The sequence below is a fragment of the Streptomyces albidicamelliae genome (assembly GCF_025642175.1).
Classification (GTDB): Bacteria; Actinomycetota; Actinomycetes; order Streptomycetales; family Streptomycetaceae; genus Streptomyces; species Streptomyces albidocamelliae.
On record NZ_CP106795.1, the window covers coordinates 7,115,274 to 7,136,964 of the forward strand.

16 protein-coding genes are annotated in these 21,691 nt (G+C 73.1%); 12 read left to right on the plus strand and 4 right to left on the minus strand.

Annotated features, from left to right (window positions below):
- Positions 1–169: 169 nt before the first annotated feature.
- Positions 170–1,699, plus strand: a complete 1,530-nt coding sequence (locus N8I86_RS32195) for an SDR family NAD(P)-dependent oxidoreductase (protein ID WP_263279348.1) — start codon at positions 170–172, stop codon at positions 1,697–1,699.
- 86 nt (positions 1,700–1,785) lie between these two features.
- Here the strand turns inward: N8I86_RS32195 and N8I86_RS32200 are convergent, their stop codons facing one another.
- A complete protein-coding gene (locus tag N8I86_RS32200; RefSeq protein ID WP_263279349.1) occupies positions 1,786–2,181 on the minus strand; it encodes a hypothetical protein in 396 nt (131 codons plus the stop codon).
- Positions 2,182–2,689: 508 nt separating this feature from the next.
- Here N8I86_RS32200 and N8I86_RS32205 point away from each other — a divergent pair.
- Positions 2,690–2,863 (plus strand): hypothetical protein, encoded by a 174-nt coding sequence (locus N8I86_RS32205; RefSeq protein ID WP_123440473.1) that lies wholly within the window; start codon positions 2,690–2,692, stop codon positions 2,861–2,863.
- A 200-nt stretch (positions 2,864–3,063) separates the two neighbouring features.
- On the opposite strand, the gene N8I86_RS32210 is transcribed toward N8I86_RS32205, so the two are convergent.
- Positions 3,064–4,422, minus strand: a complete 1,359-nt coding sequence (locus N8I86_RS32210; protein WP_263279350.1) for an amidase — start codon at positions 4,420–4,422, stop codon at positions 3,064–3,066.
- A 115-nt stretch (positions 4,423–4,537) separates the two neighbouring features.
- Positions 4,538–5,548, minus strand: a complete 1,011-nt coding sequence (locus N8I86_RS32215; protein WP_382982964.1) for a LacI family DNA-binding transcriptional regulator — start codon at positions 5,546–5,548, stop codon at positions 4,538–4,540.
- Positions 5,549–5,804: 256 nt separating this feature from the next.
- Here N8I86_RS32215 and N8I86_RS32220 point away from each other — a divergent pair, with 256 nt between their 5' ends.
- From N8I86_RS32220 to N8I86_RS32250, 7 genes are all read left to right on the plus strand, one after another.
- Positions 5,805–7,091, plus strand: a complete 1,287-nt coding sequence (locus N8I86_RS32220) for an ABC transporter substrate-binding protein (protein ID WP_263279351.1) — start codon at positions 5,805–5,807, stop codon at positions 7,089–7,091.
- Between the two features lie 6 nt (positions 7,092–7,097).
- Positions 7,098–7,985, plus strand: coding sequence for a carbohydrate ABC transporter permease (locus N8I86_RS32225; protein ID WP_123440477.1), 888 nt, complete (start codon positions 7,098–7,100; stop codon positions 7,983–7,985).
- The gene (locus tag N8I86_RS32230) at positions 7,982–8,887 is read left to right on the plus strand and encodes a carbohydrate ABC transporter permease (RefSeq protein WP_263279352.1); all 906 of its coding nucleotides are present in this window, start codon (positions 7,982–7,984) and stop codon (positions 8,885–8,887) included. The genes N8I86_RS32225 and N8I86_RS32230 overlap by 4 nt, the downstream gene beginning before the upstream one ends.
- Before the next feature lie 34 nt (positions 8,888–8,921).
- Positions 8,922–10,178, plus strand: a complete 1,257-nt coding sequence (locus N8I86_RS32235; protein WP_263279353.1) for a glycoside hydrolase 5 family protein — start codon at positions 8,922–8,924, stop codon at positions 10,176–10,178.
- Positions 10,175–12,208 carry an endo-beta-N-acetylglucosaminidase gene (locus N8I86_RS32240; RefSeq protein ID WP_263279354.1) on the plus strand — a complete coding sequence of 678 codons (2,034 nt, stop codon included), beginning with the start codon at positions 10,175–10,177 and terminating at the stop codon, positions 12,206–12,208. Before N8I86_RS32235 ends, N8I86_RS32240 begins: the two co-directional genes overlap by 4 nt.
- A 29-nt stretch (positions 12,209–12,237) precedes the next feature.
- Positions 12,238–15,261, plus strand: a complete 3,024-nt coding sequence (locus tag N8I86_RS32245; RefSeq protein ID WP_263279355.1) for an alpha-mannosidase — start codon at positions 12,238–12,240, stop codon at positions 15,259–15,261.
- Between the two features lie 88 nt (positions 15,262–15,349).
- Complete coding sequence (locus N8I86_RS32250; RefSeq protein WP_073891194.1) at positions 15,350–15,817, plus strand: DUF4231 domain-containing protein; 468 nt, start codon at positions 15,350–15,352, stop codon at positions 15,815–15,817.
- A 34-nt stretch (positions 15,818–15,851) separates the two neighbouring features.
- Here the strand turns inward: N8I86_RS32250 and N8I86_RS32255 are convergent, their stop codons facing one another.
- Entirely contained in the window at positions 15,852–17,273 is a 1,422-nt protein-coding gene (locus N8I86_RS32255) for a lipase maturation factor family protein (protein ID WP_263279356.1), read from the minus strand.
- Between the two features lie 127 nt (positions 17,274–17,400).
- Here N8I86_RS32255 and N8I86_RS32260 point away from each other — a divergent pair, with 127 nt between their 5' ends.
- The 3 genes from N8I86_RS32260 (at position 17,401) to N8I86_RS32270 (ending at position 21,686) form a co-directional block, all read left to right on the plus strand.
- Positions 17,401–18,615: a DUF6777 domain-containing protein gene (locus N8I86_RS32260; protein ID WP_263279357.1), complete on the plus strand. Its 1,215-nt coding sequence runs from the start codon at positions 17,401–17,403 to the stop codon at positions 18,613–18,615.
- 90 nt (positions 18,616–18,705) lie between these two features.
- Positions 18,706–20,772, plus strand: a complete 2,067-nt coding sequence (locus N8I86_RS32265; protein ID WP_263279358.1) for a SpoIIE family protein phosphatase — start codon at positions 18,706–18,708, stop codon at positions 20,770–20,772.
- A 50-nt stretch (positions 20,773–20,822) separates the two neighbouring features.
- Positions 20,823–21,686, plus strand: coding sequence for an Fpg/Nei family DNA glycosylase (locus tag N8I86_RS32270; RefSeq protein ID WP_123440485.1), 864 nt, complete (start codon positions 20,823–20,825; stop codon positions 21,684–21,686).
- The last annotated feature ends 5 nt before the right edge of the window (positions 21,687–21,691 follow it).

Here is a 21,691-nt window from a genome sequence, read left to right on the forward strand (position 1 = left end):
GGCCGCGGCGGAACGGGCTCGGGGGCGGCGTCGGAGGGGTGGACGGGGGTGGGGGCGTCCCGGGGAGCGGGCGGGTTTGGCCGGAGGCGGTACCGCTCCGTAAAATTCCCCGTTCGAAAGCGGGCGCGAGTCGGAGCGCTGCGCAGGTGATCACGGAAGCGGCAGCGCGATGACGGTGACAGAGGACGGGTCTGCGTCCATGGAGGTCCCCATGGACGTCCCCACGGACGCCTCCATGGACGAGATGGTGCACGGCCCCGGTATCGACCCGGAGCGGCTCGCCGTCTGCCTGAGCGTGCTGGAGGAGCTCGACCGGATCGACGTCGACCACCCCGACGCGATCGCGGTGCGCCGCGCCACCTCGCACATCTACCGCACGGTCAAGCAGCGCCGCCGCCAGGAGCGCCGCGCCGCCAAGACCGCGCACGACCGCGCCGTCACCGAGGCCACCGCCACCGGTTCCGCCGAGCGCATCGACGACGAGACCGAGGGCATCCTGCCCTCCTCCAAGATCGAGGCCGGCCGGATCGCCGGCATACTCCAGCGCCCGCGCTCCTGCTACACCTGCAAGGGCCGGTACGTGGAGGTCGACTACTTCTACCACCAGCTCTGTCCGGACTGCGCCGGCGTCAACCGGGCCAAGCGCGACGCCGGCGCCGACCTCACCGGCAAGCGCGCCCTGCTCACCGGCGGCCGGGCCAAGATCGGCATGTACATCGCGCTGCGCCTGCTGCGGGACGGCGCGCACACCACCGTCACCACGCGGTTCCCCAAGGACGCCATCCGGCGCTTCAAGGCGATGGACGACTCGGCGGACTGGATGCACCGCCTGGAGGTCGTCGGCATCGACCTGCGCGACCCGGCCCAGGCCGTCGCCCTGGCCGACCAGGTCACCGAGGCGGGACCGCTGGACATCCTGATCAACAACGCGACGCAGACCGTACGCCGCCTGCCCTCGGCGTACGCCGCCCTGGTCGAGGGCGAGAGCGCCCCGCTGCCGGCCGGTGAGCTGCCCGCCCACCACGTCATCGGCGCGTTCAACTCGGGCGCGGTCGACGGGCTGGCCGCCCTGCCCCTCGGCGCCAGCGGTCTCGACGCGCAGAAGGTCGCCGACCTCGCCCTGGTCGCGGGCAACGCCAGCGTCGCCCGGCACCTCGACGGCACCGCCATCGACGCGGGCGGGCTGGTCCCGGACGTCGTCGAGAGCAACACCTGGGTGCAGACGATCGACCAGATCTCCCCGGTGGAGCTGCTCGAGACCCAGCTGTGCAACTACACGTCGCCGTTCATCCTGATCAGCAAGCTCCGCCCGGCCATGGCCGAGGCCGCGAAGAAGGCGGCGAGCGGCCGGGCGTACGTCGTGAACGTCTCCGCCATGGAGGGCGTGTTCGGCCGCGGCTACAAGGGCGCGGGCCACCCGAACACCAACGCCGCCAAGGCGGCGATGAACATGGTGACGCGGACCAGCGCCGACGAGATGTTCCAGGCCGACGGCATCCTCATGACCTCGGTCGACACCGGCTGGATCACCGACGAGCGCCCCCACTACGACAAGCTGCGCCTCGCCGAGGCCGGTTTCCACGCCCCCCTCGACCTGGTCGACGGTGCCGCCCGCGTCTACGACCCGATCGTGCGCGGCGAGGCGGGCGAGGACGTCTACGGCGTCTTCCTGAAGGACTACGCGCCCGGCAAGTGGTGACCACGGCCATACGGGCGTGATCCGCCAGGCGTGATCCGCCGGGCGGGCCGGGAAGCCGGCGGCCCGCCCACCCGGCGGGCCGTCCGTCAATCCACCGTACGCAGGCGGGAGTTGCGGGCCGCCACCAGTTCCAGCACCGTGCGCCAGTCCTCCAGCACGCCCGCGTCGAAGCCGACCGTCCGGCTCTCCTCGACCGCCTGGCGCAGGCGCAGCACATCGTCCTCGGTGGCGCCCGCGTCCCCGCGCACCAGCCGGAACACACGCTCGCCGAGCAGGGACCGCACGGCCTCGGCGGCGCCCCGGGCCCGTGCCCGCTCGTCGCCGGGGGCCGGCACCGGACCGATGCCCCGCACCAGCCCGGCCACCTGGAGCTCCTTGTCGGCGGGCCGGCCGCGGCGGAGCAGCGCGGCGGTCCGCAGCGCGTGCTGGTGCCGGCCGGCGTACAGCAGATCCATCAGCTCCTCGACGCTGCGCAGCTCCATGCGTCAGTCCTTCCGCGAGACAGCCGTTGCCCGCACGCCAGCAGACCATGGCGAGCTTGCGGCCCGGCCAACGGCACTTGAACTGCGCCGCGCCCGGCCGGATGGGCGTACCGGATCCGAGGCCCGGGATCGAAGAGGTGTTCGGCCGAGTAAGCCGAGTGGGTGATTCGCTCTGTTGCGTACCTGATGCGGTTCGTGACAAATAGCCGCATATTGAGGGCCATTGAGGGATCAATCGACACGCACAAGTTACATCTTGTTTGCACTCCCTATCGAGCGGAGGTCCGCTCATTTGGTTAATCTGGAGCGGACGGACAGCAGTACGGGTCCCACCCACACCCACCGTCCGTCCCGGGGCGAGCCGGTTCACAGCGGCCTGCTCTGACACGAGGTACCGGCGCCACCGCGCCCGAACTGGCCTTCCATCCAGACCTGAGCGGGCGTCCGGCTCCGGAGTGCGGACTGTCCGGTACGCCCCGAGGGTGACCCGACACATAAGGAGTGCGCGGTGACACCGGAGAAGACGAATCGCGAGCAGCGCCCGGCGGAACGCCCGGAGCGCGCGGGCCGGCGGCCCGGAGAACTCGGCAGCCTCGACGTCTGGGCCCGTTCCGCCCCGATCCGCCTCGCGGGCTACGAGGACGACCTCGCCGAACCCCACATCCTGCCCAGCGTGGACTGACGCCGGCGCCGGACCCTTCGCGATCGCCCACGGGATGGGCGCGGCAAACTCGCGCCCATGCCGATCAGGAAAGCCGCGGCCGCCGTACGGCCGCGGCTCCGGCATCTGCGGGACCCGATCCGCACGGCCGCCGGGACACCCGTACCGCCGAGGAGACGGCGGCGGTCACCGGCCCGGCCGGCCTCGACCGCGTGCCCGCCTCACCCTCCCGCCTGCTCCGCCAGGGGCGCCGTGCGCTGCCACGGGCGCAGCCGCTCCAGCTCCTCCGCAAGGTCCAGCAGGACGGACTCCGAACCCGGACGGCCCACGAGCTGCACCGCGCAGGGCGCACCCGAGGGCAGGGAACCGAAGGGGAGGGACATCGCGGGCCAGCCGGTGAGGTTCCACGGCGGGGTGAACGGCGAGTACGCCGTGTTCGCGAGGACATTGCGCAGCCACCCCCGCTCGTGCCAGGGACCGGCCTGCGGCGAGCGCCGCGCCAGCGACGGGGTCAGCAGGACGTCGTGCTCGGCGAAGAACGGCGCCAGCCGGGCCCGCAGCCGCTCCCGGCCGTCACCCGAACGGACCGAAGCCACGAAACGCCGGCCCACCGCCGCGTGCACCCGGGTGCGCCGGGCCAGCCGCGCCCGGTCCAGGCCCTCGGCGTCCACCGCCGTACCGGCCGTCCAGTGCCGTACCGCGGTCACCCCCAGATCCAGCGGATACGGCGGCTCGGCCCGCCGCACCCGGTGCCCGGCACGGGTCAGCAGCCCGGCCGCCTCCCGGACCGCGGTCGTATACGGCCTGCTCACGCCGACCCCGGCGAGCGGGCTGCGCACGGCGGCGGCGATCCGCAGCCGGGGCGGCTGCGCCGCGCGCTCCGGCTCGGTACCCGCGAGGACGCCGTACATCAGCCGCAGGTCCTCGACCGTCGTGGCCAGCGGGCCGTTCTCCGACATGCCGAACCAGTCGCCGTTGCCGATCCCCGCCGGCACCACTCCGTGGCCCGCCTTCAGCGTGACCAGTCCGCAGTTCGCCGCCGGGATGCGCAGCGAACCCATGCCGTCGTTGCCGAGCGCGAGCGGCACGAGTCCCGCGGCCACCGCCGCCGCGCTGCCGCCCGAGGAGCCGCCCGCCGTGCGCGTGGGGTCCCACGGGTTGCGGGCGATGCCGTACACGCCCTCCGTGGTGCCGAAGACACACAGCTCGGGCACGTTCGTCAGGCCCACGACCACCGCGCCGGCCGCCCGCAACCGGGCCACGGTGACATGGTCCTCGTCGGCCGGGGCGTCCGGGGTGGCGGCGGAACCGTTGCGACGGGCCTCGCCGCGCACCGCGAGGTTGTCCTTCACGGCCACCGGCACGCCGGCCAGGGGCAGTTCGGCCAGATCGGCACGCGAGCCCACCTCGTCGGCCTCCGCGAGCGCCGCCTGCGCGCGGACGGCGCGGAACGCCTCGATCCTGCCGTCGAGCCGCTCGATCCGCGCGAGGTGCTCGGCCACCACCTCCCGCGGTGTCACCTGCTTCCCGCGTACGGCGGCGGCGATCTCGGCGGCGCTCCGCCCGGCCCACTTCCCCACGGGCACTCCCTCGGTCGCTCATCGGCTACTCGCCGGTACGAATCATGGCGCAGGAAGAACTGTGCCGGGTCGGCAGCGGTACGTCGAGGGGTCCGACCCCGGCGGCACGGTTCCGTCAGCCGGGCCGTGCGGCGCTCGTACTGCCCCGGCCCGTGACCCGGGGGACCGGTACGCCCACCGAGCGGGCCGGATCGCCGTCCAGCAGGGCCAGCAGTTCCCGGGCCGCCGTGCGACCGAACGCCGCGCTGTCGCGGGACAGGGCGGAGAGCCGGGGAGTGACCATGCGGCACAGGGCCGAGTCCTCCCAGGAGACGACCGAGACGTCCTGCGGGACGCGCAGGCCCAGTTCGACGGCGGCGGCCACGCCGGCCACGGCCATCACGTCGTTGTCGTAGATCAGCGCCGTCGGCGCGGGGGAGCCGCCGAGGACCCGGTGGGTGACCGCCGCGCCCTGTGCGTCGGAGTAGTCCGTGGTCACCGAGCGGACCTCGGTGAGGCCGCGGCGGTCCGCCTCCGCGCGCAGGGTGGCGATCCGCCGCTGGGTGTGGGCCAGTTCGGGCAGGCCGGCGATGTGCACGATCCTTCGGTGGCCCAGTGCCGTCAGCTCGTCGACGACGGAGGCCATCGCGCCCCCGTCGTCCGCCCACACCGTGGACAGACCGGGGTGGCGTACGTCGGGTGCGCCCCCGATGACCACCGCGGGCAGGCCGAGTTCGTCGAGGAGGCCGGGGCGGGGGTCCTGCGCGCGCGGGTCGGCGACCAGGACGCCGTCCACCCGGTGCTCCGCCCACCAGCGCCGGTACACCGCGCACTCCTCGCCCACGTCCTCCGCCACCTGGAAGAGCAGGCCGAGATGGCGTTCGGCGAGCACCTCCTGGATGCCCGACACCAGCTGGAGGAAGAACGAGTCGACGCCCAGGGTGTGCGCGGGGCGGGCGAGGACGAAACCGACGGTCGCCGTGCCCTCGCCCGACAACTGCCGCGCCGCCGTGCTGGGACGCCAGCCGAGCTGCTCGGCCACCCGCCGGACCCGGGCGCGGGTGCTCTCGGAGACACCTGGGCGGCCGTTGAGCGCGAAGGACACGGCGCTCTCGGACACCCCGGCCCGCCGGGCGATGTCCTTCATCGTGGGCCGACGTGCGGGCGACCGTCTGTCCGGCACGATTCCCCCTTCTCCCCGACGGTTTCGCTAATGCGCTTGAGTGTCAAGACCCTAAAGCGCATTAGCGATTGCTGGCAAGATTTCGGCCGAACTCCGCTGACCTGCACTAATGAGGGACGGATTTCTTTAGCTGCGGCGAACTCATTGACTTCCCCGGAAAACCCCGTGCAGGGTCGTCGGCGCCACCAACCGCCAGACGCAGCAAGGGAGCCGTGTCACCGTGCCCATGTCCCGCAGAGCCCTCGCCGCCGCTGCCGTCGCCCTCGTCCTGCCGCTCAGCGCCTGCGGCTCCGGCGACGACGGAAGCGGCTCGACCGACGCCTCCGGCAAGGTGGAGGGCGACATCACCTTCCAGACCTGGAACCTGCGCGCGAACTTCAAGTCGTACTTCGAGGGCGTCATCGCCGACTTCGAGCACAAGTACCCGGGCACCCACGTCAAGTGGGTCGACCAGCCCGCCGAGGGCTACCCCGACAAGCTCAGCGCCGACGCCGCCGGCGGCACCCTGCCCGACGTCGTCAACGTCTCCCCGGACCTGGTCGCCCCGCTCGCCAAGGCCGGTCTCGCCCTCGACCTGGACAAGTCCGCCGCCAAGTACCGCTCCGAGTACCTGCCGGGCGCCTGGGCCGGCCACCAGGTGCCCGGTCTGAGCGGCACGTACGCCTTCCCCTGGTACCTGAACACCGGCCCGCTCTTCTACAACAAGGCCCTGTTCACCAAGGCCGGACTCGACCCCGAGCAGCCGCCGAGGACGTACGACGAACTCTTCGCGGACGCACTGCGGATGGCGGAGAAGAGCGACGGCAAGGTCGCCACCCTCGCCAACGTGCCCACCATCGAGGACTTCGGCCGCTACGGCGTCCCGCTCATGAACGAGCAGGGCACCGGGTTCGCCTTCAACGACGCAAAGGGCGTGAAGCTGCTCACCAAGTACAAGGAGCTGTACGACGCCAAGGCCCTCGACCCGCAGGCACTGACCGCGACCCCCGAGTCCTCCGGCAAGAAGTTCCTCACCGGCGCCGTCGCCATGAACCCCGGCAGCGCCCTCGACCTCGGCAACTTCAAGAAGAACGCGCCCGGCCTGTACCGGAACATCGGCATCACCGACCAGATCACCAGCACCGGCCACGTCAACATGTACGTCATGGGCGTGATGGTCAACTCCCGCACCGAGCACACCCCGGCCGCGGTCGCCTTCGCGCACTTCGTCACCGACGCGCGGAACCAGATGTCCTTCGCGAAGAAGGTGGCCATCTTCCCGAGCACCGCCGGCTCCCTCGACGACCCGTACTTCACCAAGAACGACGGCACCGACGAGACCAGGGTGCGCACCGCCGCCGCCAAGTCCCTGAAAAACGCGGTCAACTACACGCCCGTGCTGTTCAGCGACCAGATGAAGACCGAGCTGCGCAACGAGGTCGCCAAGGCGCTCCAGGGCAAGGAGAGCCCCAAGGCGGCCCTCGACAACGCTGTCGCCGCCGCCGACCGGCTGCTCCAGCAGGGCTGACCCGCCATGGCCGCGCCCCTCCGCGTCAAGCGCCAGCTCCCCCTCAGCCCCTGGCTGTTCGCCGCCCCCGGCCTGCTGATCACCGGCGCCTTCGTGCTCTACCCGTTCGTCTCCACCCTGGTGAACTCCTTCACCGACCGCCGCACCCTCGTCCCCGGCCACTTCGTGGGCCTCGCCAACTTCCGCGAACTGCTCCACGACGACATGTTCTGGACCGGACTGCGCAACAGCACCCTGTACGTCGTCGGCGTCGTCCCCGCCCTCGTCGTCCTGCCGCTGCTGCTCGCCCTGCTGGTGCAGAAGAACATCCCCGGCATCACCTTCTTCCGCTCCGCCTTCTACACCCCGGTCGTCGCCTCGATCGTCGTGGTCGGGCTGATCTGGGTGTGGCTGCTGGACGAACGCGGGCTCGTGAACTCGCTGCTGGAGACGGTCGGCATCGGCCGGGTCGGCTTCCTCAGCGACCAGTGGCTGCTGCTGCTCGGCGCGATGGCCGTCACGGTGTGGAAGGGCCTCGGCTACTACATGATCATCTATCTCGCGGCGCTCGCGAACGTACCGCGCGAACTGCACGAGGCCGCCGCCGTGGACGGCGCCGGACCGGTGCGCCGCTTCCTGTCGGTCACCGTGCCGGCCGTGCGCTCCACGATGGTGCTGGTCGCCGCGCTCTCCTCGGTCGCCGCCTTCAAGGTGTTCTCCGAGGTGTACCTGATGGCCGGGCCCAGCGGCGGCCCGGCCGGCGAGGACACCACCCTCGTCATGCTCGTGCAGCGCACCGGCACCGGCCTCACCGGCCGCGTCGGCTACGCCTCCGCGCTCTCCGTCGTCGTCTTCGCCGTCACCGTCGCCCTGATGCTGCTCGTGCTGCGCGCCGACCGGAGGGAGGAGTCGTGAGCGTGCTGGAGAAGGTACGGCCCGAGCGGCCCGCCGCCGCGGCCGGGGAACCGCGCGTGAGCGACGAGCACGGCCGGCGCATCCGGACCGGCGAACTGGCCCTGCGCTATCTGCTGCTGCTCGCCGTCCTCGCCCTGACCGTCGGCCCGTTCCTCTGGCAGCTGTCCACCTCACTCAAGGGCCCCACCGAGGACATCTACAGCTCACCGCCCACGTTCCTGCCCGACCACCCCACCGGGCACAACTACGCGCGGGTCGCCGACATCATCCCCGTCTGGGACTACGCGCTGAACTCCCTGAAGGTCGCCACCGCGAACGTCGTGACGAACTGCGTCGGTTCGGCGCTCGCCGGCTACGCCCTGGCCCGGCTGCGCTACCGCGGCCGGCGCGCGACCACGATCGTCTTCGTGCTGGCGATGCTCGTGCCCGTCGAGGGCATCGTCATCGCCCAGTTCACCACCATGCGCGAACTCGGTCTGAACAACACCCTCGTCGGGGTGGTCCTGCCGGGCGCCGTCGGCGCGATGAACGTGCTGGTGATGCGCAACGCCTTCCGCAACCTGCCCTACGAGATCGAGGAGGCCGCCTACGTCGACGGCGCCAACGTCTGGCAGCGGTTCGTGCGCATCGCGCTGCCGTCGGTGAAGGGCACCCTCGCCGTCGTCGCGATCTTCGCGTTCATGGGCGCCTGGGACGACTTCCTGTGGCCGCTCATCGTGCTCAGCGATCCGTCCCGGTTCACCCTCACCATCGGCCTCAACTACCTGCACGGCACCTTCGCCAACGACGAGCGGCTCGTCGCCGCCGGCACCGTGATCGCCGTGGCACCGCTCATCGCCCTCTTCGCCTGCCTCCAACGGTACTTCTTCCGCGGGGTCGGCGAGGGCGCCGTCAAGGGCTGACCGCCGTACCGACCCGCGAGGACCTAGGACATCCATGCCCCCTGCCGTGCGCTTCGGCGTCAACTACACCCCGAGCGTCGGGTGGTTCCACCACTGGCTCGACTTCGACCTCGACTCCGTGCGCGCCGACCTCGACGCCGTCGCCGCACTGGGCCTCGACCACATCCGCGTCTTCCCGCTGTGGCCGTACTTCCAGCCCAACCGCACCCTGATCCGCCCGCGCGCCGTCGAGCAGCTCGTGGCCCTCGCCGACGCGGCGGCCGAGCGTGGTCTGGACGTCAACGTGGACGGCCTGCAGGGGCACTTGAGCAGCTTCGACTTCCTGCCCGCCTGGACCCGCACCTGGCACCGCCGCAACCTCTTCACCGACCCGGACGTGATCGACGGACAGGCCGCCTATCTGCGCACCCTGGCCGCCGCCCTCGCCGACCGGCCGGCCTTCCTCGGCATGACCGTGGGCAACGAGGTCAACCAGTTCGCCGCCGGACCGCACCCGGACCCGGACCGCATCACGGCCGAGGAGGCCGAGCGGTGGCTGCTGCGGATGCTCGCCGCCTGTGCCGAAGGCGCCCCCGGCCGGATCCATCTGCACGCCTCCTACGACGCCGCCTGGTACCAGGACGACCAGCCCTTCACCCCCGGCCACTCCGCCCGGCTCGGCGACGTCACCGCCGTGCACTCCTGGGTCTTCAACGGCACCGCACAGCGGCACGGCCGCACCTCCGTGCCGGCCGAGCACCACGCCGCCTACCTCGTCGAGCTGAGCAAGGCCTGGGCCGACGCGCCGCACCGGCCGGTGTGGCTCCAGGAGGTCGGCGCCCCCGCCCCCCTGGTCCCCGCCGAGCACGCGGCCGCCTTCGCCGAGGCCACGGTCGCGAACGTCCTCGACTGCCCCGACCTGTGGGGCATCACCTGGTGGTGCTCCTACGACGTCCCGCGCGACCTCGCCGACTTCCCCGCACTCGAATACTCCCTGGGGCTGCTGACCGCCGAGCGGCGGCCGAAGGACATCGCCCGGGTCCTCGGCGACGCGGCCCGGTGGACACACACCCCGCCCGCCGTACGCGCGACGGCCCTCGTCGTCCCCGCCGACCCGGCCCACCGCTCCCGCTGCGCCCCCGGCGGCCCGGTCTTCGACGCGTACTTCCGGCTGGCCGCCGACGGCGCCCGGCCCACCACCGTGCTGGACACCCGCGCCGACGACAAGGAACACCTCGCCGCGCGCGGCATCACCGAAGTCGTCACTCCCGACCAGGTACTCCCCACCCCACAAGGAGGCACCCGCTCGTGAACCCCACCAGACGCACCGTCCTCGTCGCCGCCACCGCGGCGGCCCTCGCACCCGCGCTGCCCGAGGTCGCCGCCGCGGCCCCGCGCAGCGGCGCCGCGACCCCGCCGTACGCCTCCTACTGGTACCCGGACTCGTTCCCCGCCGGCAGCCCCGGCCCCGGCGTCACCTGGCGCAGCCTGAGGAACTGGCGCGCCGCCGACGACGCCGACCTCGCGTTCAACGCCGCGTCCGTGCCGCTCGCGCCCCGCTTCACGCCGACCCCGGCGAACACCACCGCACGCACCGGCCAGGCCCGGGTCCAGGCCCTGGTCTCCTTCGGGCCCACCTCCGCCAACCCCTCCCAGGGCGCGGCCACCGCCGACCACTACGCCCTCACCCACTGGTCGTACCTCGACGAGCTGGTCTTCTGGGGCGGTTCGGCGGGCGAGGGCCTGATCCTGGCGCCCAACGCGCCCGTCGTGGACGCCGCCCACCGGCACGGCGTCCCCGTGCTCGGCAACGTCTTCCTGCCCCCGGTGGCCTACGGCGGGCAGCTCCAGTGGACCCGCGACCTGGTCCGGAAGGACGCGAGCGGCCACTGTCCGCTCGCCGACCGGCTGGTCGCGGTGGCGGCGGCGTACGGCTTCGACGGCTGGTTCGTCAACGCCGAGACAGGCGGCGGCAACACCGCGCTCGGCTCGGCCATGCTCGGCTTCGTCCAGGAGCTGAAGACCCTCGCGGCGGCCCGGGGACAGCGTGTGACCTGGTACGACGCCATGACCGTGAACGGCACGGTCAGCTGGCAGGGCGCCCTGAACAGCCAGAACGAGGCGTTCTTCCAGGCGGCCGACGACATGTTCGTCGACTTCCGGTGGAGCGCGGGCACCCTCGCCGCATCAGGCACGAGGGCCGACCGCCTCGGCCGCGGCCGGTACGCGCTGTGGGCGGGCGTCGACGTCGAGTCGAACGGGTCCGGCACCCCGGTGGACTGGGACGCCATGGTGCCCGCCGGGAAGACCCACACCACCTCGATCGGCTTCTACCGGCCCGAGTGGACCCGCAACCACCTGCCCGCCGACCGACGCGCCCCCGAGGACTTCCACGCGGCCGACGACCGGTTCTGGAGCGGGCGGTCCCTCGATCCGTCCCGGCCGGACCCGGCTGACCCGTGGCGGGCGCCCGCGGTCTCGGTGGCCGACCGGTCGACGGTGACCTCGCTGCCGTTCGCGAGCGTCTTCAACACCGGGCACGGGCTGCGCTGGTACGAGGAGGGGGCCGTCACCTCCGACCGGCCCTGGAACCACCTCGGGCTCCAGGACCGGCTGCCCGCACGGCGCTGGGTGGTCCGGACGTCCGGGCAGCGCCCCGCCGTCTCCTTCGACTTCGCCGACGCCTGGCGGGGCGGGAACAGCGTGCTGGTCGCCGGCGCGCTGGACGGACCGGCGGAGGTGGATCTCTACGCGACCCGGCTGCCGATCGCCGTGAACACCGTTGTCGAGCTGACGTACCGCGGCGAGGCTGGAAAGGTGAACGTCGAACTGGCGGTGGCGACGGGCGAACCGACGACGGCGGGGACGGCACCGCCGTACACCTACCTGCCGGTGAACCCGGACAACGAGGCCTGCCGCGTGAAGACGGTCAACGGCTGGCAGACCGCGCGCCTTGCGCTCACCGGGCTGTCCGGCACCGTCCACGCCCTCGGCGTCCGGCTCACCGCCGGTGCCGGACCGGTGCGCTGGCGACTGGGCGGGATCGCCGTCCGCGACACGGTCACCACGCCCTCCGCCCCCTCCGGTGCCCGCGTCACCGCCGCGAACGGCGGCGATCTCCGCCTCGCCTGGCACGCCGCCCCCGGCACCGTCCGCCACTACACCCTCCACCGTCTCCTCCCCGACGGCACCCGCCGCTTCCTCGGCGCCACCGGCCAGTGCGCCTTCTTCGCCGCCGCACTGGAGCCCGAGCAGCAGGAGAAGGCGGCACGGTTCGAACTGCGCGCCGTGGGGGAGCTCTACAACGCCTCGGCCCCCGTGACCGTCACCCACCCCTGGTAACCACCCGGACCCCGCAGGGAGCACCCCGCATGCATGACGACCGCACACTGGTGGAAGCCCGCCTCCGGCGCGTCCTCGACGAACGCCTCCGCCCCGCCGTGTACCCCGAGTCCGTGCCGCTGGAGGTCGCGGTGTGGCACGCGCCCGGCGAGCCCGTACCGGTCGCGGAGGGGCTCGCCGCCGAGCCCGAGCCGATCGCCGTGGGCGCCCGGTGGGGTGCTCCCTGGGGGACGAGCTGGTTCCGGGTGACCGGGACCGTGCCCGAGGCCTGGGCCGGCCGGACCGTCGAGGCCCTGCTGGACCTCGGCTTCGACGAGAACATGCCCGGCTTCCAGTGCGAGGGCCTGGTCTACCGGCCCGACGGCACCCCCGTGAAGGGCCTCAACCCCCGCAACCAGTGGGTCAGGATCGGCGCGCCCGTCGAGGGCGGCGAGGAGGTGCGCCTGCACGTCGAGGCCGCCTCCAACCCGGTCGTCCTCGACTACCACCCCTTCCGGCCGACCGCGCTCGGGGACAAGGACACCGCCGGGACCGAGCCGCAGTACACGCTCACCCGCATGGACCTCGCCGTGTTCGACGAGACGGTGTGGCGGCTGGTGCTCGACCTGGAGGTGCTCGGCGAGCTGATGGCCGAGCTGCCCGTGGACTCCGCGCGCCGCCACGACATCCTGCGCGCCGTCGAACGGGCCCTGGACGCCGTGGACCTCCAGGACGTGAACGGCACGGCGGAACGCGCCCGGGAACAGCTCACGGGTGTGCTGTCGGCGCCCGCCGTGCCGTCCGCGCACCGGATCAGCGCGGTCGGGCACGCGCACATCGACTCGGCGTGGCTGTGGCCGCTGCGCGAGACGGTCCGCAAGGTGGCCCGCACGACCTCCAACATGACCGCGCTGATCGAGGACGAGCCGGAGTTCGTCTTCGCCATGTCCCAGGCGCAGCAGTGGGCCTGGGTGAAGGAGCACCGGCCCGAGGTGTGGGCGCGGGTGAAGAAGGCCGTGGCCGAGGGGCGGTTCGTGCCGGCCGGCGGGATGTGGGTGGAGTCGGACACCAACATGCCCGGTTCGGAGGCGATGGCCCGGCAGTTCGTGCACGGGAAGCGGTTCTTCCTCGACGAGTTCGGCGTCGAGAACGAGGAGGCCTGGCTGCCCGACACCTTCGGCTTCGCGGCCGGCCTGCCGCAGATCATCAGGGCGGCGGGCGCCAAGTGGCTGCTGACGCAGAAGATCTCGTGGTCCCAGACCAACAAGTTCCCGCACCACACGTTCCTCTGGGAAGGCATCGACGGCACGCGGATCTTCACGCACTTCCCGCCCGTCGACACCTACAACTGCTCCATGAAGGGCGCGGAGATCGCCCACGCGGCACGGAACTTCAAGGACAAGGGGAGGGCCCGGCACTCGCTCGCGCCCACCGGCTGGGGCGACGGGGGCGGCGGCACCACCCGGGAGATGGTCGCCAAGGCGGCCCGGCTGCGGGACCTCGAAGGGTCGGCCACCGTCGTCTGGGAGACGCCCCGCGCCTTCTTCGAGAAGGCCGAGGCGGAGTACCCCGAGCCGCCCGTCTGGGTCGGCGAGCTGTACCTCGAACTGCACCGGGCGACCCTCACCAGCCAGGCCAAGACCAAGCAGGGCAACCGGCGCAGCGAGCACCTGCTGCGCGAGGCCGAGCTGTGGGCGGCCACCGCGGCCGTGCGCACCGGTTTCCCCTACCCCTACGAGGAGCTGGACCGGATCTGGAAGACGGTCCTGCTGCACCAGTTCCACGACATCCTGCCCGGCTCGTCCATCGCCTGGGTGCACCGGGAGGCGCGGGCGACCTACGAGCGTGTCGCCGCCGAGCTGACCGCGGTCGTCGAGGGCGCCCAGCGCGCGCTGGCCGGGGAGGGCACCACCGCGCTGATCTTCAACGCGGCCCCGCACGCCCGCCACGGCGTCCCGGCGGGCGGGGCCGCGACGGCCCCGGCCGGGCGGCACCGGACGACCCTCACGGCGGGCCCGGACGGCGGTCACGTGCTGGACAACGGACTGCTCCGGATCACCGTCGACGGCCGCGGTCTGGTCGTCTCCGCGTACGACCTCGCCGCCGGCCGCGAGACGGTCGCCCCCGGCAGGGTCGCCGGCCTCCTCCAGCTGCATCCGGACTTCCCGAACATGTGGGACGCCTGGGACGTCGACTCCTTCTACCGCAACACCGTCACCGACCTCACGGACGCCGACTCGGTCACGGCCGGCGAGGACGGGGAGTCGGTGCGGGTCGTGCGGTCCTTCGGGGACTCCCGGGTCACCCAGGTGCTGTCGCTGCCGCCGGGGGAGAAGCGGCTGGTGCTGGACACCGAGGTCGACTGGCACGAGACGGAGAAGTTCCTGAAGCTGGCGTTCCCGCTCGACCTGCACGCCGAACGGTACGCGTCCGAGACGCAGTTCGGGCACGCCTTCCGGCCCACGCACACCAACACCTCGTGGGAGTCCGCCAAGTTCGAGGCCTGCAACCACCGCTTCGTGCACCTGGAGGAGCCGGGCTGGGGCGTCGCCGTCGTCAACGACTCGACGTACGGCCACGACGTGACCCGTGGCGTGCGGTCCGGCGGGGACCGCGGGACGACGACCACCGTGCGGGTCTCCCTGCTGCGCGCCCCGCGCTTCCCCGATCCCGAGACCGACCAGGGCGTGCACCGGTTCCGGCACGCGCTGGTGCCCGGCGCGGCGATCGCGGACGCGGTCCGCGAGGGCTGGCGGATCAACCTGCCGGAGCGGCGCACGACCGGCGCCCGCGAGGTCGCCCCGCTGATCGCCGTGGACGACGACGCGGTCGTGGTCACGGCCGTGAAGCTGGCCGACGACGGCAGCGGCGACGTGGTGGTCCGCTTCCACGAGGCGCACGGCGGCCGGGTCCGGGCCACGCTCACGGCCGGCTTCGGGATCGCGGACGTCACGGTGACGGACCTGCTGGAACGCCCGGGCGGTGACGGGGAACCGCCGGTGCGCGACGGCGACCGGATCACGGTGGCGCTGCGGCCGTTCGAGCTGATGACCCTGCGGCTGCGCAGGGCGTGAGGCCGCGCCGGCCGGGGCGCCCGGCGCGGCTGTCCCCGGCCGGCGTCGCGGCTTTCCCCGGCACCGGCACAGCCACGATGATGTGCCGATGAGACGAAGAAGGGTCCCCGACACCACCTGGGCGGCCGAACCGGATCCCCTGCTCGCCCTCGCCCGGCGGGAGTTGGCGTTCTACACGCGGACCTGCACCCGGGCCAGGCGGCTGCACCACGGCACCGAACTCGGCGCTCTCCTCACCACCTCGGTGACGGTCGTGGCCGCGGGTCTGCACGCCCCGGCCTGGCTGACCGCGCTGATCGCGGGCGGCGCCGTCTTCTTCACCGGCATGCGCCAGCTGTACGGCGCCGGCTCGCGCTGGGTGCTCGCCGCACAGGCCCGGGAGTCGCTGCGCCGGGCCCTCGACCGCTATCTGCTCCTGCCCGAATCCGCACGCGACGCGGCGGCCCGCCAGGCCCTGCAGACGGTGGTGGAGGAGGTCGGCGCGAACGAACTGCGCGCCTGGTCCGAGGCGCAGGGAGGGCGCACCGAACCGCCACTGCCGTCGGTGGGCGCGTGACCGCATCCCGCACGCGGGCACGTGCCCTGCGCGTCTACGGCCGCCGAGCCGCGCCCGCCAGCCGTGTGGGCGGCAGGTACTCGCGCACATAGGTCCGCTCCCAGCACGCGCCCGTCTCCCGCAGCTCCCGCAGGCTGGTGTAGCGGTAGCGGAAGAGACGGGCCCGGACGTAGCGGGGTGGCGTCCCCGGCGGGAAGGGGGAGTGGCGCAGCAGCCGCAGGGTGTCCCGGTCGTTCTCCAGTAGCCGCTCCACCAGAGCGCCGAACCAGTCCCCGGCGTACGCGGGCGACAGCGCCGCGAACCACATCAGCCAGTCCAGGCGCAGGTGGTAGGGCGCGAACTGGCGCGGCCAGCGCCGTGGATCACCCGGCTTCCCGCGGAACGCGTACTCCCGCCAGTCCGCGTCCTCGCGGGGCCCGTCGTCCAGCGTGCCCTCCACCACCACCTCGTAGCGCACCCGGCTGACACTGCCGAAGGCGCCGTAGGTGTTCACCAGGTGGAGCGGGTCGAAGGAGCGGTTCATGACCTGACGGCGGGAGACCATGTTCGTCACCGGGTGGTAGCTCAGGAAGAGCAGCAGCGCGGCGACCGCGAGCAGCAGGACCTCGTACCACAGCGGCGCCGGCGGCACGGACGGGGCGGTTCCCGGCAGCCGCAGCGCGGACAGGGCCAGCACGATCGTGACCCAGTTCAGCCAGGAGAAGTTGCCGGACAGCACCAGCCACAGCTGGGTGACGATCATCAGGGCCGCCGCGGCCGAGGCGACCGGCTGCGGGGTGAACAGCAGGACCGGCACGACCAGTTGGGTCAGATGGTTGGCGGCCACCTCGACCCGGTGCACGGGCCTGGGCAGATGGTGGAAGAACCAGCTCAGCGGGCCCGGCATCGGCTGCGTCTCGTGGTGGTAGTCCAGACAGGTCAGCTTCCGCCAGCAGGCGTCGCCCCTCAGCTTGATCAGCCCGGCGCCGAACTCCACCCGGAACAGGATCCAGCGCAGCAGGAACAGCACGACCACGGGCGGCGCGACGTCGTCGTTGCCGAGGAACGCGGCCAGGAAACCCGTCTCCAGCAGCAGTGACTCCCAGCCGAACGCATACCAGGTCTGGCCCACGTTGACGATCGACAGGTACAGCGCCCAGGGCACCAGCCACAGCAGGATCCCCGCCCACAGCGGCAGTTCGGAGTCCGCCCCGGCGAGCAGGGCCGCCGACACCGCGCAGCCCGCCCAGGCACAGGCCGCGAAGAGGCCGTCCGAGTAGCGCCACTGGAACAGGCTCGGGGCCCGCCGGAAGGGCACCCGCGCCACGAAGCGGGGGATCGGCAGCATGCCGCGCTCCCCGAGGAGCGCCCGGAACTGGAGCGCCGCCGTCAGGAACGCGACGAGGTACAGCGCGGCCAGACCTCGCTGGAGGACCAGCCGGCTCCACCAGTAGTCGGGTGCGGTGAACCAGTCCACGGCGGTGCGCGCCCTTCTTCGCGGCCAGGCGTTCCTTCTTCGCGGCCAGGCGTTCCCCGAGTTGCCAGTCAAACGAGTGCAATGCAGACAATAGTCCCGAATTACCCACAGTGATGCGGAGTATGCGGTGCGGATACCCACGCGAACCATCGGCATGGCCTGCGTGCTCTTGGTGGCGCTGCTCGTGACAGGCTGCGCCGGCATGGGCGTCAAGGAGGCCCAGACGGGTGAAGAGCTCTTCCTCGAGCCCGCCGCGGCCCGGGGTGCCGAGCCCTTCACCGACTCGACGGCCGCCGTCGCCGCGCCGCCGCCGACCCCGCCGTCGCCCACCACCGCGGCGGCGTCGCAGTCGGTGACGCTCTCCGAACGGGCCCTCGCGCCGCTGCGCCCGACGCGGACCCTGTCCGGGGCGACGCCCGGGCTCTACCGTGGTGCCGTGCACGTGGCCGGCTGCGACGTCGAGCGGCAGATCGGCTACCTGGCGGCGGACCCGGCCCGCGGCGAGGCCTTCGCCACCGCCCTGAACGTCACCCGGTCGCAGGTGCCCCGGCATCTGCGGAGTCTGACCCCGGTCGTGCTCCGCGCCGACACCCGCGTCACGAACCACGGCTACCGCGACGGGCAGGCGGTCCGGTACCAGTCCGTGCTGCAGGCCGGCACCGCCGTCCTCGTGGACGACCGGGGCGTGCCCCGCGTCCGCTGCGCCTGCGGCAACCCGCTCGGGCCGCCGGGGTCGGCCCGCGGCGTCGGCGTCAGCGGCTCCGCCTGGTCCACCTACGAACCGAACCAGGTGGTCGTGGTGACCCCGGCACCCCGCGCAGTCGCCAGCCTCACGCTCCTCGACGCCGACGGACGCACCTGGATCGAGCGCCGGACCGGTCCGGACGTCCGCCACGACCGCGTCGTCCCCGCGCCTGCCGGGGCGGCCGCCACCGCGCCCGCCGACCCGGCGCAGCAGGGAGCCACCGGCGCGCGGACGCCGGACACCGGACGGCCTAGCGCGAGCGGCGGGCCGAGCGCGCCACCGCCCTCCGCCGCGGCCCGGACGGACGGACGCGCCGCGCCCGCGGACGGCACCGCAATGTCGCCGGAACCGGGCCTGCCGGCCCTCCCGAAGGCGCCGGCCGTCCGTGTCCCCCCGTCGGACCCGCTCGACGAGGTCGGGCCGAGCACCGTCCCGGAGCTCCCGGATCCGCCCGACGGCGGCGGGCTGATCCCGGAGGACGTCCCGGACCCGCTGGAGGACGCCGTACCGGAGGCCGACGGCCCGCCGGACGCACCGGACGCACCGAACCCGACGGAAGTCGGCCCTGGCCCCTCCGCGGACGCGCAGGACGGCTGAGCCCGCCGCCGTGACCCGGAGGTGGCGGCCGGCCCCGCCGGGGAAGCCGATCAAGTCGAATAATCGGGCGAATCCTGGCAAGGTGGGCGCATGGCTGATCGGGGAGCGGGTGCTCTGTCACTCCCGGAGGACTGGCCCGCCCATCCGGACCCGATTCTCGCGCTCAACCACATGGGCAGCTTCGACTGGGACCTGGACGCCGGTCTCTTCCACATGGACGCCCAGGCCTTCGAGGTGTTCGACCTGCTGCCCGAGGAGTACGACGGGCGCCCCGAATCGCTGAGCCAGCGGGTGCCGCCGCCGGAGGCCGCCCGGCTCGACTCGGTGGTCGCCCGGGCCATCAAGGACGGCAGCGAGAACTACGGCGCCTACTTCCGCATCCGCTGCCGCGACGGCACCCCGCGCTGGACCCACACCCAGGGCTACATCCGGCGCGACGGCAGCGGCCGCCCGCGCCGGGTCGTCGGCATCGTCCGCGACGCCACCCAGGAACTCGCCGACAGCGCCGCCCGGAGCCTGCGGGCCGCCCAGGACGAGGCCTTCCGCCAGCAGACCAACATCGTCCAGGTCGTCTCCGCCGCCCTCGCCCACGCCCGCAGCGTCCAGGACGTCATCGACATCCTCAAGGACACCCACGGCATCGAGAACCTCGGCGCCGCCAGCCTGGTCATGGGCCTGGTGGAGGCGGGCCGCATCCGGCTGGTCGCGGAGGGCCCGGCCGACAGCTTCGTCCCCGGCACCCGCGTCACCCGGACGGACGAGCCGTACCCGATGAGCGAGGTCGTCCGCACGCTCGTCCCGCGGTTCATCGAGTCGGCGGAGGAGTTCGCCGACCACTACCCGATCCTCTGGCCCCACCTCACCGACCTGCACATCACCTCCGCCGCCTATCTGCCCCTGATCGCCCAGGCCCGCCCGATCGGGGCCATGGGCCTGCTCTACGACGACCGGCGCGGCTTCTCGGACGAGGAGCGGGCCGTGCTGGTCGCGCTCGGCAGCACCATCGGCCAGAGCCTCATGCGGGCCATGCTCTACGAGCAGGACAAGGACGTGGCCCAGGGGCTCCAGCAGGCCATGCTGCCCCGCACCATCCCCAGCGTGCGCGGCGCCGACGTCGCCGTCCGCTACCGGTCGGCGGCGGTGGGCCGGGACATCGGCGGCGACTGGTACGACCTGATCCCGCTGCCCGGCGGCCGCGTCGGCGCGGTCATCGGCGACGTCCAGGGACACGACACGCACGCGGCGGCGGTGATGGGGCAGCTGCGGATCGTGCTGCGCGCCTACGCCGCCGAGGGCCACCCCCCGGCCACCGTGATGGCCCGCGCCTCGGTCTTCCTCCACGAACTGGACACCGACCGCTTCGCCACCTGCCTCTACGCGGAGGCCGACCTGTCCACCGGAGTCGTCCAGGCGGTCCGCGCCGGGCACATCGACCCGCTGCTCCGGGACGCCGACGGCACCTGCCGGCGCGTCCCCGTCCCGGGCGGGCTGCCGCTCGGCCTGTCCGCCGACTTCGGCCGCCTGGAGTACCCGGTCTGCACCCTCGAACTCGATCCCGGCCACACCCTGCTGCTGTGCACCGACGGGCTCGTCGAACGGCCGGGCGCCGACCTCGACGACGGCATGCGCGGCCTCACGGACCTCATCGCGGACGGCCCGGACGACGTGCGCGCCCTCGCCGACCTGCTGATCCGGATGGCCGAGCGGCAGGGCGGGGAGGACGACGTCGCCCTGCTCCTGCTGCGCCGCCGCGTCCCGGAGGCCCCCCGGGCGGGCGGCAGGCTCCAGCAGCACGTGGCACCCGGCGACCCCGAGGCCCTCACCCAGGCCCGCCACATGATCCGCGCCGCCGTCCGCTCCTGGGGCGCCCACGACCGCGCCGACGAGGTCGAGCTGGTCGCTGACGAGCTGATCACCAACGCGCTGATGCACACCGAGGGGGCGGCCATCGTCACGCTGCGGGCCCTGGAGGGTGCCGGCCGCAGGCTCCGCATCGAGGTGGAGGACGCCTCCAGCGCCCTGCCGCGCCGCCGCGAGGCCGGGGAGGACGGCGTCTCCGGCCGCGGCCTGCTCCTCGTCGACCGGTTCGCCGACGTCTGGGGCGTGGAGGCGCGCGGCGGCGGCAAGGCGGTGTGGTGCGAGTTCCAGGTGCCCTGAGGGGCGGCGGCGCGCCTGGCGTCGTCGGTGCCGGATGGCACTCTTGACGTATGCCGGAACTGCCCGAGGTAGAAGCGCTGACGGACTTCCTCACCGAGCACCTGGTCGGCCGCCGGGTGGTGCGGGTGCTGCCCGTCGCCATCAGCGTCCTGAAGACGTACGACCCGCCGGTCACCGCCCTGGAGGGCGCCGAGGTGACGGCCGTGCGCCGGTACGGCAAGTTCCTCGACCTGGAGACGGACGGCGGGCTGCATCTGGTCACCCACCTCGCCCGCGCGGGCTGGCTGCAGTGGAAGGACCGGCTGCCCGACGGTCCGCCCAAGCCGGGCAAGGGACCCCTCGCGCTCCGCGTGGCGCTGGAGACCGGCGAGGGCTTCGACCTCACCGAGGCAGGCACCCAGAAACGCCTCGCGGTGTACGTCGTCCGTGACCCGGGGGAGGTCCCGGGTGTCGCCCGGCTCGGCCCGGACCCGCTCGCCGACGACTTCGACGAGGCCCGCTTCGCCGCCCTCCTGAAGGACGAGCGACGGCAGCTCAAGGGGGCGCTGCGGGACCAGTCCCTGATCGCCGGCGTCGGCAACGCCTACAGCGACGAGATCCTGCACGCCGCGAAGATGTCGCCGTTCAAGCTGGCGGCCTCGCTCACCCCGGACGAGACCCACCACCTCTACGAGGCGCTGCGCACCACGCTCACCGAGGCGGTCGAACGCTCCCGCGGAGTGGCCGCCGGGCGCCTGAAGGCCGAGAAGAAGAGCGGTCTGCGGGTGCACGGCCGCACCGGCGAGCCCTGCCCGGTCTGCGGGGACACCATCCGCGAGGTCTCCTTCAGCGATTCCTCGCTGCAGTACTGCCCCACCTGCCAGACGGGCGGCAAACCCCTGGCGGACCGCCGCCTCTCCCGCCTGCTGAAGTGAGGGGC

Bases quoted from the DNA above. Each gene is read 5' to 3' on its own strand.
- N8I86_RS32215 (WP_382982964.1), bottom strand. From the start codon at position 5,548: ATGAAGGACATCGCCCGGCGGGCCGGGGTGTCCGAGAGCGCCGTGTCC.
- N8I86_RS32235 (WP_263279353.1), top strand. From the start codon at position 8,922: ATGCCCCCTGCCGTGCGCTTCGGCGTCAACTACACCCCGAGCGTCGGG.
- N8I86_RS32245 (WP_263279355.1), top strand. From the start codon at position 12,238: ATGCATGACGACCGCACACTGGTGGAAGCCCGCCTCCGGCGCGTCCTC.
- N8I86_RS32265 (WP_263279358.1), top strand. From the start codon at position 18,706: ATGGCTGATCGGGGAGCGGGTGCTCTGTCACTCCCGGAGGACTGGCCC.
- N8I86_RS32225 (WP_123440477.1), top strand. From the start codon at position 7,098: ATGGCCGCGCCCCTCCGCGTCAAGCGCCAGCTCCCCCTCAGCCCCTGG.
- N8I86_RS32270 (WP_123440485.1), top strand. From the start codon at position 20,823: ATGCCGGAACTGCCCGAGGTAGAAGCGCTGACGGACTTCCTCACCGAG.
- N8I86_RS32195 (WP_263279348.1), top strand. From the start codon at position 170: ATGACGGTGACAGAGGACGGGTCTGCGTCCATGGAGGTCCCCATGGAC.
- N8I86_RS32250 (WP_073891194.1), top strand. From the start codon at position 15,350: ATGAGACGAAGAAGGGTCCCCGACACCACCTGGGCGGCCGAACCGGAT.
- N8I86_RS32200 (WP_263279349.1), bottom strand. From the start codon at position 2,181: ATGGAGCTGCGCAGCGTCGAGGAGCTGATGGATCTGCTGTACGCCGGC.